Genomic DNA, 16,803 nt, shown 5'->3' on the forward strand with positions numbered 1-16,803 from the left:
GAATCCTCGTTCACCCCACGATGGTGTCACGACGGACCGACTACGCGGGATCCAGCAGCCTGGACAACCACCAGGCCAGCGCGCAGAGCGCCGCCGCCCCTGCGCCCAAGACGACGGCGCCACCAAACCTGCGGCGGCCGCGCAGCCGCACGACCGCCACGAGGACCAGCGCCGTCACCCCGGCGACCAGCAGGGCTCCGGGGAGCCCGGACGGGACGGGCAGCGTCGCCGCGGGCACACCGGCCGACCATCGCGCCACCCTGATCACCCACCACAGCTCGGGGCCGGTGAAGCGGATCAACAACTGCGCGCCGGACGGCCACGGCACGCTCAAGACGGCCGCCGCGCTGCCCAGCACGGTGATCGGCGCTATCACCGGCGCGGCCGCGAGGTTGGCGCCCACCGCCACCAGGCTGACCCGCCCCGAGATACCGGCCACCAGCGGCGCGGTCACCACGTGCGCTGCCGTGGCGACGGAGAGCGCGTCGGCGAGCGGCCGGGGCCAACCCCGCCCCACCAGCCGCCGCGACCACACCGGCGCGATGACGACCAACGCCGCAGTCGCGACCACGGACAGCGCGAAGCCGACGTCGACGGCCAGCTGGGGCGCCATCGCCAGCAAACCCAGCACCGCGGCGCACAGCGCCGGGATCGCTTGCCGCCGCCGCGAGAACAGCATCCCCGCCAGCGCGATGGCGCCCATCACCGCCGCCCGCAACACGCTCGCCGTCGGCTGCACCACGACGACGAACGCGACCAGTGTCAGCGCGGCGAGGACGACGGCCGCCCGCGGGCCGATCAATCGCGCCGAGAACACCACGGCGGCACAGACGATGGTCACGTTGGCGCCCGACACCGCCATCAGGTGGGTCATCCCCGCCGCGCGAAAATCGCGGTCGGTCTCGGCGGTGACCGCCGAGGTGTCACCCAGAACCAGGGCGGGCAGCATGGCCGCCTGCTCGCCGGGCAACGCGCCGCGGACGGCGGCGGCGAACCGGCCGCGCACCGTGTGGGCCGCCCGGTGCACGGCGCCGGCGGTGCCCGCGGTCGGCCGGCCCGACGCGTTGAGCACCGCGACGGTGAGATCCCGGCGGGTCGGTCGGCCGATCCGCGCGGTGAACCGCACCGGACGGCCCACCATCAGTCCGTCGGCGTCCGATGCGAAGTCCGCGGCCCGGGCGAAGACGACCACCCGTCCGGCAATCCGCGCGTCGCGCAGGCGCTGCAGCTTGGCGCGGAACATCAGCCGTCCGCGACCCAGCGACACCGGGCTCTCGGTGGGAGTGACCGTCACCGGGGCGGCCGTCCCGAAGGCCGCCGTGATCGGGTGGCGAGCTACCCCTTCCGCGCGCAGCGCGACCGCCAACCCGAACCCCGCGCCGATGATCCCGACCGCGACCAGGCCGGCGCTGACGGCGCCCAGCCGCCGGGTCTCGCCCTGCCCGCGCGCCGCGTGCCACGCCAGCGCGCCCGAGGCGGCGGCCAACACCACACACCCGGCCGCCAGCACCCGGCCGATCGGCCACCAGATCCCGGCGGCGGTCACCACCCAGCAGGTGAGCGCGGCCGGCACCAGGCGGGCGTCGACACGCGCCGCCCCCGACGCGACGACGCCCAAACCGTGGGTGTCAGACACGGACCAGGGCGCGCAACTTCTCCAGCCGCGCCGGCCCGATGCCGTCGACTTCGGCGAGCTGGTCGACGCTGGTGAACTTGCCGTTGGCCTGTCGCCAGGCGACGATCGCGGCCGCCGTGACCGGGCCGACACCGGGCAAGCCGTCCAAGTCCTGCACGGTCGCGGTGTTGAGGTCGACCACGTCATCCACCCTCGGCTTCGCCGGTCCGGCCCCCGTGCGCGGTGGCTTCGACGTGGGCGTGGAGCCCGAAGCCACCGAGCTCCCCAGCGCCGCCGGCTGCCCGGGGACCGGGGCGAGTCCGACGACCCGCGTCGACGAGGGGATCTGTTCGATGTTCCGCCGACTGTCGTTCAGCCCGCGGTGGCGCGTCCGACCGCGCCCTGGCCCAGTGACCAGCGGGCTGTGGGCACGCTCGCGGCGCAGGTCGGGGCTCGCGTCCCCGGACCTCGGCCGTCGACCGCCTTGCCCTCGTGGCAGGCCCACCACGTCACCACACCACCGGCCCCTCGGCCGACCAGCGTCCGCACGTGACGAGCACCCAGGACCGCCGGCGATCGCCAGCCCGATGACGCGCGACCGTTGCCCGGCCAGCCAGTCCTGCCACGCGTCTCCGATCGGGGGCGCACCATCGCGCGGGCAGCGATTCTGGTCCAGAGCGATTCTGGTCCCCGATGGCGATCGCCGGGCCGACGTGACGGCCTTGTCCGCGTTCCCCTCGTCGTGCAGCATGCGCACGCCGACGCGTCCCGGGCCGCCCGATACGCGCTGCCCTCGACGCGGAAGGGGCCCACTTTGCCGCGTGACATGAACATGACGTGCCAGCTGACCGACCTGCAGCTTTCGCGTGCCGGCGATGTCGGCGGCGAGATCGATCGCCGCGGTCTCGAGGACGACGTGTTGCGGTCCGATGTGCAGCGCGGCATCCGGGAAGCGAGTTCGGTACTGAGCTCGGGTAGCACCCAGTAGCCGTCGGTGCGCCTGCTGGCGCCGAAGGCCCGCCAGAGCGGCGGCAGGTCCGGCGAGTCCTCGATCACCAGTTCCGTGCCCGAAACGTCCATCCGGCCCAGGCCTTCCGGCGGTGCCAGATCGCCCCGGGTGCCCGTCGTGCGGAACCGGCGATCCACCTACGGCCGGCGGACCTGCGTCGGCGTACGACGATCTTCTGCAGGCGCCCCGTGCAACCCATGGTGCGGCCCTGGTGCACGATGAAGACCGGAGCCGAGGATCTCGACTCGGTTGACGTCGTAGCCGGGGTCGATGATCTGAACCGACGCGATGACCGGGTTGGGGACCGCGACCATGTCCGTCTGGCAGCCCTCCGGGGAGAAGCATGGCCACGGGTGCCAGGATCCACTGATTCCCCGGCTGTGCGCATGGCCCGGCGGATGGTGACGGTGTCGTCGACCTCTCCGAGGTCCATCGAGGTGTTTGCGGCCGATGTAGCGGTAGCTGAGCAGGCCGGTCCAGCGTCGATACAGTTCGTCGCGGTAGGCCTCGGAGTCGCCCGCCAACTCGCGGATGTCACGAAGCTGGTCGCCCAATTCCGGCCCCCTTCAGGCTTTTCCGTGCCGCACCTGGTTGAACGGCACGCCACGGTCGGCGGCGTATTCGCGCGGCAGGTTCAGGACCCGCTCCCCGATCACGTTGCGCGCCATCTCGGTGGTTCCGCCGCCGATGCTGGCGATCTGACGGCCCAGGTAGCGGACGCCGATGTCGAGCAGCCCCGCCTCGTCGTCGACCACGGCCGCCGGGCCGCGACGGCCAACGCGGTGTCGTTTTCGACGTCGTGCACCTCGGCCATGAACAGCCGGATGATCGATCCCGCGGCGGGCGGCAGGGATCCGTCGGTCACCGCGTGGAAGACATGCTCGCTGAGTTGTCCGTGCACGGCCCGATGGACCAGGGCCCTGCCCACCATCTCGCGGACTCGTTCGCTGCCGGCCTGGTTCGCCTTCTCGGCCACGGCCAGCAGGTCAACCGAAATGTCTTCAGCCTCAGCGATTCCCGGTCCGCTGGTGTATTCCGATCCGTCGCCCATACTGCGGCGTTCGTGGTAGAGCTGGCGCGACGCGACGTCCCAGCCCTTCCCCGGCTCCCCCACCACGGCGTCGTCGCCCACGTCGACGTCGTCGAAGAACTCCTCGCAGAACTCGACCGAGCCGTTGACCTGCTTGATGCGGTTGATCGTGACGCCGGGATGCCGCAGCGGCACCAGGAACATCGTCAGCCCTTCGTGTTTGGGCGCGTTCCAGTCAGTCCGGGCCAGGCACAGGCCGTAGTCGGCGGCGAACGCCCACGTGCTCCACGTCTTGGCGCCGTTGATGACCCACCGCCCGTCACGGCGGTCGGCGCGGTGAGGATGCCCGCCAGATCTGATCCCCACTGGGTTCGGACAGCAGCTGCAAGCACTTCGTCGCCGCGCAACGCGGCCGCGATGTGCGTGCGCTTCTGCTCCTCGCTGCCCATGTCGAGGATCGTCGCGCAGCAGATGGCGAAAGAGGGAACGTTGAGCATCAGTGGCGTCTCGTAGGCCAGCGCCTCGGCATCGAACGCCTTCTTGTATTCGTAACCCAAGCCCAGGCCGCCGTATTCGCGCGGAAAGCAGATGCCGGCGAATCCGCCGTCGTACAGCTTCTTCTGCAGTTCGCGGGCGCGCTGCCAGGAGGTCAGTTCGTCGCGCTGCAGGACCATCGCGTCTCCGGAATCCAGCCGCGGCAGGTTCTCGGCCAGCCACGCCCTGGCCCGTCCCGGAATTCCTCAACCGACTCCGACGTCACCGGATGACCTCTCATTCGAGCGTCGACCTTGTGCTGGGCGACTGTACAGCAGCGCGCTGAGGCAGTCGAGACCCCGCCCTCGGCGAGGCGGCGCGTCCGCCGTCGGTAGTCTGCGGTCGACTCATGACATCCCTTCGACGACGCCATCCGCCTCGAAGCGACGAGCACGCACGTGCGGCGCGGGCGCACCCATCCGGAATGGGCCAACATGGTGGGGCCCTTCGGCGGTATCACCGCCGCCGTGATGCTGCGCGCCATCGAGTCGCAACCCGAGCGCGTCGGCGAGCCGCTGGCATTGACGGTCAACTACGCCGCGCCCATCGCCGACGGGGACTTCGACCTCTCACTTCGGGCCGCGCGCACCAACCGCACCAACCAGCACTGGATCGCCGAACTCAGCCAGGACGGCGGCGTCAAGACCAAACGGCGCTGTTCGCTGTGCGCCGCGACGGCTGGGCCGATACCGAGAGTGCCCCGCCGAGCGTGCCGGACCCGGAGCAGCTGCCTGCCACCGATCCGGGCCTGGTGCAATGGACGAGCCTCTATGACATGCGGTACGTCGAAGGTCCGATGCCCGGCAAGAACGGGCAACCCAGCGCCTCCTCGACGACCACCTTGGGGTGCGCGACCGAGCCCAACGACCCGTCGACTACCCGGCGCTGGCCGCGCTGTGCGACATCTTCTACCCGCGGATCTTCCTGCGGCGCGGCCGCGTCATCCCGGCGGGGACGATCTCGTTGACGACCTACTTCCACGCCGACCAGCAGCAACTCGACGGCGGGGCGACTTCGTGCTGTGCACCGCGCACGCCAACACATTCAGCGGTGGCTACTTCGACCAGAGCGCCGAAGTGTGGGCACGGGACGGAGTGCTGCTGGCCACCACGCATCAGGTCGTCTACTTCAAAGGCTGAGAGGTTTACACTTCGCCAGTGAAACGTCACGCCGGGATGCTCAGGAAAGAATCGAGGCGCAATGACCGAGCGTGCGGAGCCCAGCGTCACCGAAGCGGACGCCGGCGCGCTGCTGGCCATCGAATCCATCAAGCAGCTCAAGGCCCGCTACTGCCGGCACCTCGACGCCAAGGACTGGGCGGCGTGGCGAACCATCTTCACCGATGACTTCGTCAGCGACACGGCCGAGCCGGCGGCAAGGTGATCGACGGTGCGGACGAGTTCGTGACCTTCACGCGCAGGGCCCTCGGGCGGCCGGGCCAGGCCACCGCCCACCAGGTGCATGCCCCCGAAATCACGCTCACGTCCCCGACGACCGCGCGCGGCGTGTGGGCGCTGCAGGACGTGGTTCGATTCGGCCCCGGCGTGACCCTGGTGGGCTACGGCCATTACCACGAGACCTACCAGAACATCGCCGGGCAGTGGTTCATCAAGAGCTCCAAGCTAACTCGACTGCGAGAGGATATCGTCACTCCGTGTTTTCCCTCTACGTCTCTGACCGAATCCGCCGGACGATCGGCCGAGTCGCCAATGTGGTGATGAGCCGATGACGGCCTCCACCGTTCTGGTCACCGGCGCATTCGGACAAATCGGCAAACGTTGCACGCAGATCCTGCTGGACCGCGAACGCACCGTCATCGCGATGGATCTGCGCAGCGACAACACCCTCGCCGTTGAACGGGAGCTGGTCGCCGCCCGGCACTCGGGAACGCTGATCCCCGCCTATGCCGATCTGCTGGACGCCGAGGCAGTACGGGATCTCGTCGCGACCCATCAGCCCGACGCGGTCGTTCACCTCGCCGCGATCGTGTCCCCGCTGTCGTATCGCAAACCCGCGTTGGCCCGGGGTGAACGTGGGCGGTACCGAGAATCTCTTGGCGGCGTGCACCGCACTCCCCCGACCGCCGTTGTTCCTGATGGCGTCCAGCGCCGCGGTCTACGGTTCTCGCAACCCCTACCGCCAGCCCGAGCGGATCACCCCGGACACCCCGGTCAATCCCATCGATCAATACGGTCAGGACAAAGTGCTCGCCGAGGCGGCGATCCGCGCCAGCGGCCTGCCGTTGCGCTCTTCCGGCTGGGTGGGGTCATCTCGCCGGACACGCACACGACGGTCAACGGCGACTCCCTGCTCCTGATGCGATCGATGCCCGGCGACAACCGCATGCACGCGGTGGATGCGCGCGATGTTGCGCTGGCCTTCGCCAACGGCGTCGATCGGCAAGCCAGCATCGCGGGCAAGGTGATACTGATCGGCGGCAACGAGTCGTACGTGCTCACTCAGCGCGAACTCGAGGACGGCCTGATGGAAGCCGTCGGCCTTGGTGGCCTCGGCCCATCCGCCAGCCTGCCCGGCGACCCGAGCGACGACCGCGGCTGGAGCTTCACCGGCTGGTATGACACCACCGAAGCGCAGGCGCTGCTCGATTTCCAGCAACACGACTGGTCGCAGACCCTGGCCTGGATCGCCGAAACCCAGGGCACGCGCACAGTGGTGCGACTGCTGAGCCCGATATTGCGGCCGCTCCTGCGTACCGTGCTGAAGGTGCAGCGCCGGCTCGAGGGACGGGGCCCCTACGCCGACCCGTGGACGCTCATCGAAAAGCACTACGGCGCCGCGGCGCTCGCCGCCGCCGAGTAGCTAGTCCGCTCCATCCAAAAGCTCTTGCGCCGCAGCATGTCTCACACGTCGTCGACATCAGCGGTCGATCCATCCCATCTGCGCGTCGGCGTGATGGCCGCCCATCGGCGGAGTGAGCCGGTCGAGCCGGGATAGGTGGTCGGGTGTCAGTTCGATGGCGTCGGCGCCGACGTTCTCCTCGAGCCGCGTCACGCTTGGTTCCCGGAATCGGCACGATGTCGGAACCTTTCGCCAACAGCCAGGCCAGCGCGACCTGCGCGGGGGTGGCACCGACGTCAGCGCTGATGGCGCCCAGTTCGTCGGCGCTTTGCAGGTTGTGTTCGAAGTTCTCGTCGAAGAACCGCGGATTGGTCTTGCGGTAGTCACTGTCGGGCAACCCTTCGGTGGAGCGGATAGCGCCGGTGAGGAAGCCGCGTCCCAACGGCGAGTAGGCGACGAACCCGATCCCCAATTCGCGCAGCGGCAATATCTCGTCTTCTTGGTCACGCGTCCACAGTGAGTATTCGGATTGCACCGCGGTGATGGGATGCACGGCGTGCGCCCGCCGGATGGTGCACGCCGACCTCCGAAAGGCCGATGTGCCGGACCTTCCCCGCGGCGACGAGGTCGGCTAATGCACCCACGGTTTCTTCGATGGGAGTGTTGCGGTCGAGTCGGTGCTGATAGTAGAGATCGACGCGGTCGGTTCCCAGCCTTTTGAGCGAACCGTCCACGGCGATCCGGATGTTGGCGGGGCTGCTGTCCAGGCCGTTGCGGCCCGTGTGCGAGATCAGGCCGAACTTGGTGGCCAGCACCACCTGATCGCGCCGGCCCTGCAAGGCGCGGGCGAGCAGCTCTTCGTTGACGTAGGGGCCGTACACCTCGGCGGTGTCGATCAGGGTGACGCCCAAGTCGATGGCGCGATGAATGGTGCGGATCGCCTCGGCGTCGTCGCTGCCGGCACCGGCGTAAGCCACGGACATGCCCATGGCGCCCAGGCCCAGGCGGCCGACCTCCAGGTTGGCGAGGCGCGCTTGTTTCATGCCGTCATTGTGCGCTCAGCGACTTCGGGCCATGGGACGGGTACCGTTGCGCGAGTGCACCGCATCCGTCTCGCCGCGATCCGATGGACGACGTAGAAACCGCGCGACCGGCCCGCAATCTTGCGGTGGACTTCTACCGCGCGTCGGGCGTGGTGGCCATCGTATTGGGCCACTGGCTGGCCGGTTCCGTGACCTATCGCGACGGTCAATTCGGCCGGGAGAACCCGCTGCTCGACATGCCGTGGACGCAATGGCTGACCTGGATATTCCAGGCCGTCCCGGTGTTCTTCTTCGTGGCCGGGTACGCCGGAGCCGTGTCATGGGCGCACCGCCGCGAGGCCGACAATTTCTCGCGCCAGGCGTGGATTCGCCACCGCTTGGCTCGGGTGCTGGGGCCGACAACCGTCTACGTCGCGCTGATTTCGGTCCTCGTGGTGGCGCTCCAGGTCCGCCATGCTCCGGGCACGGTGTTGGAGTACGCGGGCTGGGCGGTGGCCATGCACCTGTGGTTCCTCGCCGTCTACGTGCTGGTGGTGTCTCTGACACCGGTTGCCGTGCGGCACACCGGCGTTGGGGCCTCAGAGTGCCGGTGGTGCTGGCCGCGGCGGTCGTGCTGATCGATGCCGTCTCGCTCGCGGGCCATGTCCCCTGTCGGCGCGCTCAACTACCTGCTGTGCTGGGGCCTGCTCTACCAGCTCGGGATCGCGTGGCAGGGCGGGCTGTTGGCCGGCCGCAGACCGGTGCTGATCGCCGCCGGTTCGGCAGTCGCTCTGGCACTGCTGATCCGGGTGGGGCCGTATCCGGTGAGCATGATCGGCGTTCCGGGCGAAGCGATCGAGAACACGACGCCACCGACGGTGGCGATGATGGCGTTCGCGTGCACGCAGGCCGGGCTGGCTATGGCACTCGCAGCGACACTCGACCGCGTCCTGCGGCACCGCCCGGTGCGACACGTCTTGTCGACCGCCAATGCCAACGTGATGGCCCTTTACCTCTGGCACATGATTCCGGTGGTCCTCGTCGCGATCGTCGCTTATCCGGCCGGCCTGATACCGCAGCCCCACGAGGGGTCTGCGGCCTGGTAACTGGTCCGATTGGAGTGGATCACGATCCTCAGCGTGGTGGCGGCGGCCGAAATGGTGCTGCTGTGGTGGCAACGGCGGTTCTTCGCGGTTCCGCTCCCGACGTTCGGACTGCCACTCGGCGATCGCTGGGGCGAAGCAATCATGCTCTGCGGCGCCGTCCTGGCCGCGGTTGGTCTGCACCTCCTGGCCCAGGGCGGCTTCGCACCGGACGGGCGATTCTCCTGGCCGACCGCGGCGGTGTTCGCCGCGGGCGTGGTCCTGGTGGCGTTGCGGCCCAAGACGCCGTCGCCCGTCACCGGCCTTGAGGCGCGGCGCGAGCGCCTAATGGTGGGCCGGCAGCACGTGGTCGGCCAGCCTGTCGGTGGACAGGCACAGCGGCACATGCGCGTTGGAATGCCGCCGCCAATACTGCGCGTCCAGCGGGGTTTCCGCCGTGAGCACCGCGCCGGTGCGGTTGCAGACCAGCGGCCGGGTCGGGGCGGCGAACTGCAGCCGCGCCGCATACGACTCGAATTCGTCGAGCACCGGCTCCAGCAGCTCCGAGTGGAAAGCGTGACTGGTGTCCAGCCAGGTGCAGCGGATGCCGTCGTCGCTGAAGGTCGCGACGATCTGCTCCAGATCGCCACCCGGACCGGACAACACCGTATTGCGGCCGTTGTAGGCGGCGACCGAAACGCGGGCGAACTGTTTGGCGGCGCCCTCCACGTTCTCGGGGTCGGCGAACACCGCCACCATCCGGCCACCCTCGGGCAGGCTGCCGAAGAGCCGGCCGCGTTCGGCCATCAACCGTGCCCCATCCTCGAGGCTGATCACCTCGGCCACGCACGCCGCCGCGTACTGGCCGACGCTGTGCCCGAGCACGACGTCGGGCTCGATGCCCCACGACTGCCACAACCGGGCCAGGCCCATCTCGATGGCGAAGAGTGCCGGCTGAGCAAACGAGGTGTGCCGCAACGTTTCTGCGGCGTCCCGGTCGGCGTCGAAGAGAACCTCCAACAAGGGGCGCGGCAGCATACCCTCGACGGCTTGCGCGCACCGCGTCACGGTGTCGGCGAAGACCGGCTCGGAGTCGAACAGCTCGCGAGCCATCCCCGGGTACTGGCTGCCCTGCCCCGTGAACAACCACGCCGTCTTCGGCGGGTCGGCGCATTCGCCGCGTACCACACCCGGTCGCAGCCGGTTCTCGGCCAACTCGGCCAGCATCTCGCGGGCGCCCCGCGCCGAGTCCACGACCAGCGCGGCGCGGTGTTCGAAGTGCGAACGCCCCACCCCGGCGGTGAAGCACACATCGGTGATGTCGACCTCGGGGTGCGCGTCGAGCCAGGACCCGTATCGCCGCGCCAACGCCACCAGCGCCTGCGGTGAGCGCGCCGACATGGGCAACACGCCCATGCGTTCCGCCGCGGAGTCGGGGGCCGGTGTCACCGCACGGTCGTCCGCCGAGCCGCCGGTCACCGGCGGTGGCGCCTCCTCGATCAGCACGTGGGCGTTGGTGCCGGTGAACCCGAACGAGCTCACCCCGGCCCGGCGCGGCCGGCCGTTGGCCCGCCAGGGCGTCGCCGTGTCGACGACCCGCACCGGCAGGGAGGCCCACGGAATGTGCGGGGACGGATTCTTGAAGTGCAGATTCTGCGGCAGCACCTCGTGCTGTAGTGACAGCACGACCTTGATCAAACCCGCGACCCCCGCGGCCGACTCGAGGTGGCCGAGGTTGGTCTTCGCCGATCCGATCAGCAGCGGCCGGTTCGGATCCCGGTCGGCACCGTAGACGGCGGCGGCGGCCTGCACCTCGATCGGGTCACCGAGCGAGGTGCCCGTGCCGTGCGCCTCGAGGTAGTCGACATCCCCACCGCTCACCCCGGCGCGGGCCAGCGCTGCGGAGATAAGCCGTTGCTGCGCACCACCGTTGGGGACCGTCAAACCGCTGGAGGCACCGTCCTGATTGACCGCGCTGCCCCGGATGACCGCGCAGACGCGGTCGCCGCTGCGCTGCGCGTCGCTCAGCCGCTTGAGCACCAGAATTCCGCAGCCTTCGCTGCGCACGTAGCCGTCGGCGGCGGCGTCGAATGTCTTGCATCGTCCGTCGGGCGACAGCATCCTGGCGCGGGAGGCGGCGACGAGGGACGCCGGGCTCAGCAGGACGTTCACCCCGCCCGCCAGTGCCAGATCGCAGTCGCCGGAGTGCAATGCCTGGCAGGCCTGATGGACGGCGACCAGCGACGAGCTGCACGCGGTGTCCACCGCCACCGCCGGCCCTTCCAGCCCGAGTGCGAAGGCGACACGGCCCGCGATGGCGTTCAGCGCATTGCCGGTGATGAAGTGGGCTTCGATGCTCTCGACCGAGTCTCGCGACAGCAGGTGCGAATACTCGTTGGCGGCCACGCCCACGAAGATGCCGCTTCGGCTGCCGCGCAACGCGGCGGGCGAATACCCGGCGCGTTCCAGTCCCTCCCAAGCGATCTCGAGCATCAGCCGCTGCTGCGGATCTATCCACACGGCCTCCCGCGGGGAGATACCGAAGAATTCCGGGTCGAATCCGTCGATCCCGTCGAGGAATCCGCCGCTTCGGCTGTAGATCTTGCCGGGTGTCTCCGGGTCCGGGTCGTAGTACTCGTCGATCTCGAAGCGGTCGTCGGGGATCTCCCGGATCGCGTCGACACCGCCGGACAACACCTCCCAATACGCTTCGGGATCCGGCGAGGCCGGAAAACGGCACGCCACCGCGACGATGGCGATCGGCTCGTCGGCGGGGCTCGTCGTCACCGACACGGGTGGGGCGCCGGCCTTGGTGAGCGACCGTGCGCCGAGACCAAGCACGTCGTTGAGCAGGTAACGGGCCACGTCGGCCACGCGCGGATAGTCCATCGCCAGGGTTGCCGGCAGTTCCCTGCCCACCGCCTGCTCGACTCGGCGCCGCAATTCGACGGCCATCAGCGAATCCATGCCGAGGTCGAAGAATCCGGCCTCCTCGCGGATCTCCGCCGCGTCGATGCGTGTCACCTCCGCGACGACGTCCCGCAGGTGCTCCACGAGGAGCTTCTTGCGCTGCTGCACCGGAGCCTGGGTGAGCTGTTCGACCAGTCGGGTGTTCCCCGAGGGTGCCGGGACCGGCACCGATTCGGGCAGCTCCCGTCCCAGCTCGTCCAGGAATGACCGCCTGCCCGCCTGCTGATAGAGCGGCAGAAAGCGGGCCCAGTCGATGCGGGCCACCACCCCTTGGGCCGCGGAAGCCGCGATCAGGTCGGCCATTCCCGCCAGCGCGTCCGCGGGCGGCAGCGTGTGGACCCCGCGCTGTTCCAAACGCGCGCGGGCCTCTTCGTCGGCCATGCCCGCCGCCCATGGGCCGAAGTTGACGCTGATCCCGGGCACACCCTGCTCACGCAGCCGGAAGGACAATCCGTCGAGGAAGGCGTTGGCCGCGCCGTAGGCCGTCTGGCCGAAGCTGCCCCACACCGAGGCGATCGAGGAGGTGCTGAGGAAGAAGTCCAGCGGCAGCTCCGCGGCGGCTTCGCTCAAATGCCAAGCACCCCAGACCTTCCCGGCGAACACCCGATCCACTTCGGCATCGTCCAAGCCGCGCAGCGGTGTGGTGCCGATCTCGCCCGCGGCGTGGACGATGCCGGCCAGCGGCGGCAGTTCGGCCTGCACGGTGGCCAGCAGGCGGGCGACGTCGTGCGGATCGGCGACATCGGTTGCGAGGACCCGGACGTCGCAACCCGACCGTTCGCGGATGGCGTCGACGCGCCGCTGCACCGCATCGGTGGGCGATCGCCGGCCGGTGAGCACCAGCTGGCACGCGCCGCGGTCGGCCAGGTACCCGGCGATCTCCAATCCGACACCGCCCAACCCACCGGTCACCAGATAGGTCGCGTCGGAACGTAATTCGATCGGGGCCCCGGTCGGCCGCCCCGGGCGTCGGGTCAGCCGGGGAACATACACACCGTCGTCCCGCAGCGCGATTTGGTCTTCACCCCGCGGTCCGGTCACCACATGGCCGATCAGCCGGGTCCACTCGTCGGCACCGCCTTCGGCCAGGTCCGCCAGCCCGCCCCACAACTGTGGGTGCTCCAGGGAGGCGGCACGCCCGAACCCCCACAGACAGGTTTGCGCCGGCGATACCCGGTCGGCGTCGGTGACGCGTTGCGCGGCACGGGTTATCAGCCAGATCGGGGCGCGGAGCTCGGCGGCGGCCGCGGCGCGGAAGAGCCGGCGCGTTCCGCTCAGAACGCGGTGCTGCATCCGCAGCAGCGAGCGCATCGACGGCACGGTGTCCCGTTCGACGGCCGCGCAATGAAGGATGCGCAGCGTCGATTCGTCTGCCGCCGCGGCGCGCAGCGCCTCTTCGAGCCGTTGCTCGTCCGCGTCGGACGCAGGCAGTCCGACGATCCGAAACGGCTGGCCCTGGGCGGTCAGCGCGTCGACCAACGGCGCGACCGCCGCGGCGTCGTCGGTGACCAGCAGCCAGTCGGAGCCCGCGCCGGCATCCGCGCGTGCGGCGGCGGCGGCGGCCGACTTCTCCCAGCGGATCTCGTAGCGGGCGTCCGCGATGGACTGGGTGTCCCGTTGTTGATTATGTTGTGCGGCAAGCCTGCTCAGCACATCGGTGGTCTGCTGGCTGGCGTTGGGTCCGTCGAGCAGCGCGGCGAGTTCCTCGATGCGGCCGTCTTCGAGAAGCCGGACCGCTTCGGTGCGTGCGGCAACGGTTTCGCCGCCGGTCTGGCTGGGTGGGGCGTCCTTGTCGCGGAACCAGTACTGGCGGTGCTGAAAGGGATAGGTGGGCAGGTCGACCTTGCGCGTCGGTCCCCCTTGCACAGCGCCGAAGGCGGGCAGGTGGCCGCTGACGTAAGCGCTGGCAAGGGCTTCGGTGATCTGGCGGTGGTCGGCGCCGTTGCGACGCAGCGACGCGATAGCCCGCGGCGCGGTGGCCGGGTCGGGCCACGCCCGCAGAGCGGCGGCGGTGAGCACGGGTTGCGGGCCCACCTCGAGCAGCACCGCGCAGTTGAGCTGGGCCAGGGTGGCCACGCTCTTGGCGAACTCGATCGGCTGGCGCGCGTGGCGGCGCCAGTAGGGGCCGTCCAGCGTTGCGGTCCTGCCGAGGGCGGCGCCGGTGCGGTTGCACACCAGCGTCCGTTGCGGCGAGCTGAAATGGAACCCGCTCGCGTACGCCTCGAATTCGTCGAGGGCGGGATCCAACAGCGCCGAATGGAATGCGTGGCTGGTGTCCAGCCAGTCGCAGCGAACGCCGTCGGCCGTCAGAGCGGCCACCACCCGGTCCAGCTCCTCTGCCGGTCCCGACAGAACGGTGTTGGCACCGTTGTAGGCGGCCACCGACAGCCGGGGAAACTCGTCGGTGAAGCCCTCGACGCGCTCGGCGGGGGCGAAGATCGCCACCATCCGGCCGCCCGCGGGCAGATTGCCGAACAGGCGGCCGCGTTCGGCGAGCAGCAGAGCGCCGTCCTCGAGGCTGAACACGCCGGCGACGCAGGCGGCCGCGTACTGGCCGACGCTGTGCCCCAGCACGACGTCGGGTTCGAGACCCCAGGACTGCCAAAGCCTGGCCAAGCCCATCTCGACGGCGAACAAGGCGGGCTGGGCGTAGCTGGTCTGCCGCAGGGTGTCCGGGCCATCGGCATCGAAAATGACGCCCAGCATTGGCTTTTCGAGCACTCCGTCCACCACCGCCGCACACCGGGTCATGGTCTCGGCGAACACCGGCTCGGTTTCGAACAACTCCCGGGCCATGCCGGCGAATTGGCTGCCCTGACCGGGGAACACCCACGCCGTCTTGGGCCGGTCGTCGCACTCCCCGCGCAGCAAGCCCGGCGCGGGACGGTCGTCGGCGAGCGCGCCGAGCAACTCGGTGGCGGATTCCGTCGAGTTCACCACCAACGCGGCGCGATGCTCGAAGTGCGCTCGCCCGACTCCGGCGGTGTAGCACACCTCCGAGAGGCCGGCCTCCGGATGCGCGCTCAACCAGTTGCGGTAGCGATCGGCGAGCTGCACCAGGGCCGCCGGGGTCCGCGCCGACAGCGGCAGCACGTTGAAGCGTCGGTCCTCGGTCCGCCGGACGGGATCCGGCGCCGCGGCATGCCGACCGATTTCATCGGGCGCCTCCTCGAGGATGACGTGCGCGTTGGTCCCGGAGAACCCGAACGAACTGACACCCGCGACGCGGGGGCGACCGTTGCGTTCCCATTCGGTGGCCTGGTCCACGACCCGTACCGCGAGCCGGTCCCACGGGATGTAGGGCGACGGGTTGTGAAAGTTGAGGTGTTTGGGCAGCAGCTGATGCTCGAGGGACAGGACGACCTTGATGATCCCGGCGATCCCCGCGGCCGCTTCCAGATGCCCGATGTTCGTCTTCACCGACCCGATCAACAGCGGCCGGTCCGCGTCGCGCCCCGCGCCGAGCACCGCGGCCGCGGCCTGGACCTCGATCGGATCGCCCAGCGACGTCCCGGTCCCGTGCGCCTCCAGGTAGCCGACGTCGCGGGCCGCGACACCGGCGCGCTGCAGCGCTTCGGTGACGACGCGCTGCTGGGCGACGCCATTGGGCACCGTCAAACCGCCCGATGCGCCGTCCTGGTTTACCGCACTGCCCCGGATCACGGCCCGGATCCGGTCACCGTCGCGGATCGCATCATCGAGCCGCTTGACGACGATGACACCGCAACCCTCGCCGCGCACATAGCCGTCCGCGGACGCATCGAAGGTCTTGCAGCGGCCGTCCGGCGCAAGCATGTGCGCCCGCGAGAAGGTGATCATGCTCGCCGGGCTGAGCAGCACGTTCGCGCCGCCGGCCAACGCGAGGTCACATTCGCCCAACCGCAGCGCCTGGCAGGCCTGATGGACGGCCACCAACGACGAGCTGCATGCGGTGTCGACGGTCACCGCCGGGCCCTGCAGGCCCAGCCGGTAACTGATGCGGCCCGCTCCCGCGGCGGCCGCCGTCCCGATGGCCATGTATGCGTCGATCTCGTCGTACCTGAGTTCGTCCGAGACCATCCCCAGGTAGTCGTGAGTGGACAGACCGATGAACACCCCGGTGTTGGTGTTCGCCAAAGCCGTTGGGGCCGTTCCCGAGTGCTCCACCGCCTGCCACGCCGTCTCCAGGAGCAGCCGATGCTGTGGGTCCATCAACATGACCTCACGCGCCGACACCCCGAAGAACGGCGCATCGAAGCCCACCACGTCGTCGACGAAGCCGGCCCGGCGGCTGACGATCTTCCCGGCCGCATCAGGATCCGGGTCGAAGAATTCCTCGACATTCCACCGGTCCGCCGGCACCTCCGATACCGCATCCCGCCCTTGCCGCAACACGTCCCAGAATTCGGAAGCGTCGGCGGCGCCCGGAACGCGCACCGCGTAGCCGACTATCGCGAATCCCGGCGCCCGGTCCATCCGAGCCTCGACGGTTGCCATGCATCAGTCCTCTCAGACAGCGAAGGTAGACCCCCCGGGGCCAGCCTTCGGCGACAGGTCCGTGCTCTTTACGGACCACGCGTTTGACCCGCTCACTGCACTGCACCACATGCCGACGCGATACGCAGCAGAATGATCTCCCAGCGGCGAGTAGTCTCGCCGGATGCCGGACTGCGTCTCGCGCCGGACCGCCCATACCCTAACCGGCCCCATACCCGTGGCTACACACTCGGGCCCGGCATGTCGGGTCCCTCGGCCGCCGAAGA

Annotated in this window: 2 protein-coding genes and 9 pseudogenes; 4 read left to right on the forward strand and 7 right to left on the reverse strand. The window is 69.7% G+C overall.

Annotated elements, in window-relative coordinates; all coding sequences use genetic code 11:
* Window positions 1–40 precede the first annotated feature (40 nt).
* The 4 genes and pseudogenes from G6N51_RS10425 to G6N51_RS10440 form a co-directional block, all read right to left on the reverse strand.
* Window positions 41–1,636 (reverse strand): ComEC/Rec2 family competence protein, encoded by a 1,596-nt coding sequence (locus G6N51_RS10425; RefSeq protein WP_232078322.1) that lies wholly within the window; start codon window positions 1,634–1,636, stop codon window positions 41–43.
* Window positions 1,629–1,817, reverse strand: a pseudogene (locus tag G6N51_RS29650) (ComEA family DNA-binding protein); the annotation flags it as partial. The pseudogene G6N51_RS29650 and the gene G6N51_RS10425, both read right to left, overlap by 8 nt.
* A gap of 504 nt (window positions 1,818–2,321) precedes the next feature.
* A pseudogene (locus tag G6N51_RS10435) lies at window positions 2,322–3,178 on the reverse strand (hypothetical protein); the annotation flags it as partial.
* Window positions 3,178–4,414, reverse strand: a pseudogene (locus G6N51_RS10440) (acyl-CoA dehydrogenase family protein); the annotation flags it as partial. The pseudogenes G6N51_RS10440 and G6N51_RS10435, both read right to left, overlap by 1 nt.
* 145 nt (window positions 4,415–4,559) lie before the next feature.
* Here G6N51_RS10440 and G6N51_RS10445 point away from each other — a divergent pair.
* The 3 pseudogenes from G6N51_RS10445 to G6N51_RS29655 form a co-directional block, all read left to right on the forward strand.
* Window positions 4,560–5,327: pseudogene (locus tag G6N51_RS10445) on the forward strand (acyl-CoA thioesterase).
* 61 nt (window positions 5,328–5,388) lie between these two features.
* Window positions 5,389–5,917: pseudogene (locus tag G6N51_RS10450) on the forward strand (nuclear transport factor 2 family protein).
* Window positions 5,914–6,195 (forward strand): annotated as a pseudogene (locus tag G6N51_RS29655) (NAD-dependent epimerase/dehydratase family protein); the annotation flags it as partial. The pseudogenes G6N51_RS10450 and G6N51_RS29655, both read left to right, overlap by 4 nt.
* An 870-nt stretch (window positions 6,196–7,065) precedes the next feature.
* Here the strand turns inward: G6N51_RS29655 and G6N51_RS29665 are convergent.
* A complete protein-coding gene (locus tag G6N51_RS29665) occupies window positions 7,066–7,200 on the reverse strand; it encodes a hypothetical protein (protein WP_408632577.1) in 135 nt (44 codons plus the stop codon).
* Window positions 7,201–7,258: 58 nt separating this feature from the next.
* A pseudogene (locus tag G6N51_RS10460) lies at window positions 7,259–8,030 on the reverse strand (aldo/keto reductase); the annotation flags it as partial.
* A gap of 83 nt (window positions 8,031–8,113) precedes the next feature.
* On the opposite strand from G6N51_RS10460, the pseudogene G6N51_RS10465 reads away from it, so the two are divergent.
* Window positions 8,114–9,409, forward strand: a pseudogene (locus G6N51_RS10465) (acyltransferase family protein); the annotation flags it as partial.
* 54 nt (window positions 9,410–9,463) lie between these two features.
* Here G6N51_RS10465 and G6N51_RS10470 read toward each other — a convergent pair.
* Window positions 9,464–16,537: pseudogene (locus G6N51_RS10470) on the reverse strand (type I polyketide synthase); the annotation flags it as partial.
* Window positions 16,538–16,803: the final 266 nt, after the last annotated feature.

Origin of the sequence: Mycobacterium paraseoulense (assembly GCF_010731655.1) — a bacterium.
Taxonomy (GTDB): Bacteria; Actinomycetota; Actinomycetes; order Mycobacteriales; family Mycobacteriaceae; genus Mycobacterium; species Mycobacterium paraseoulense.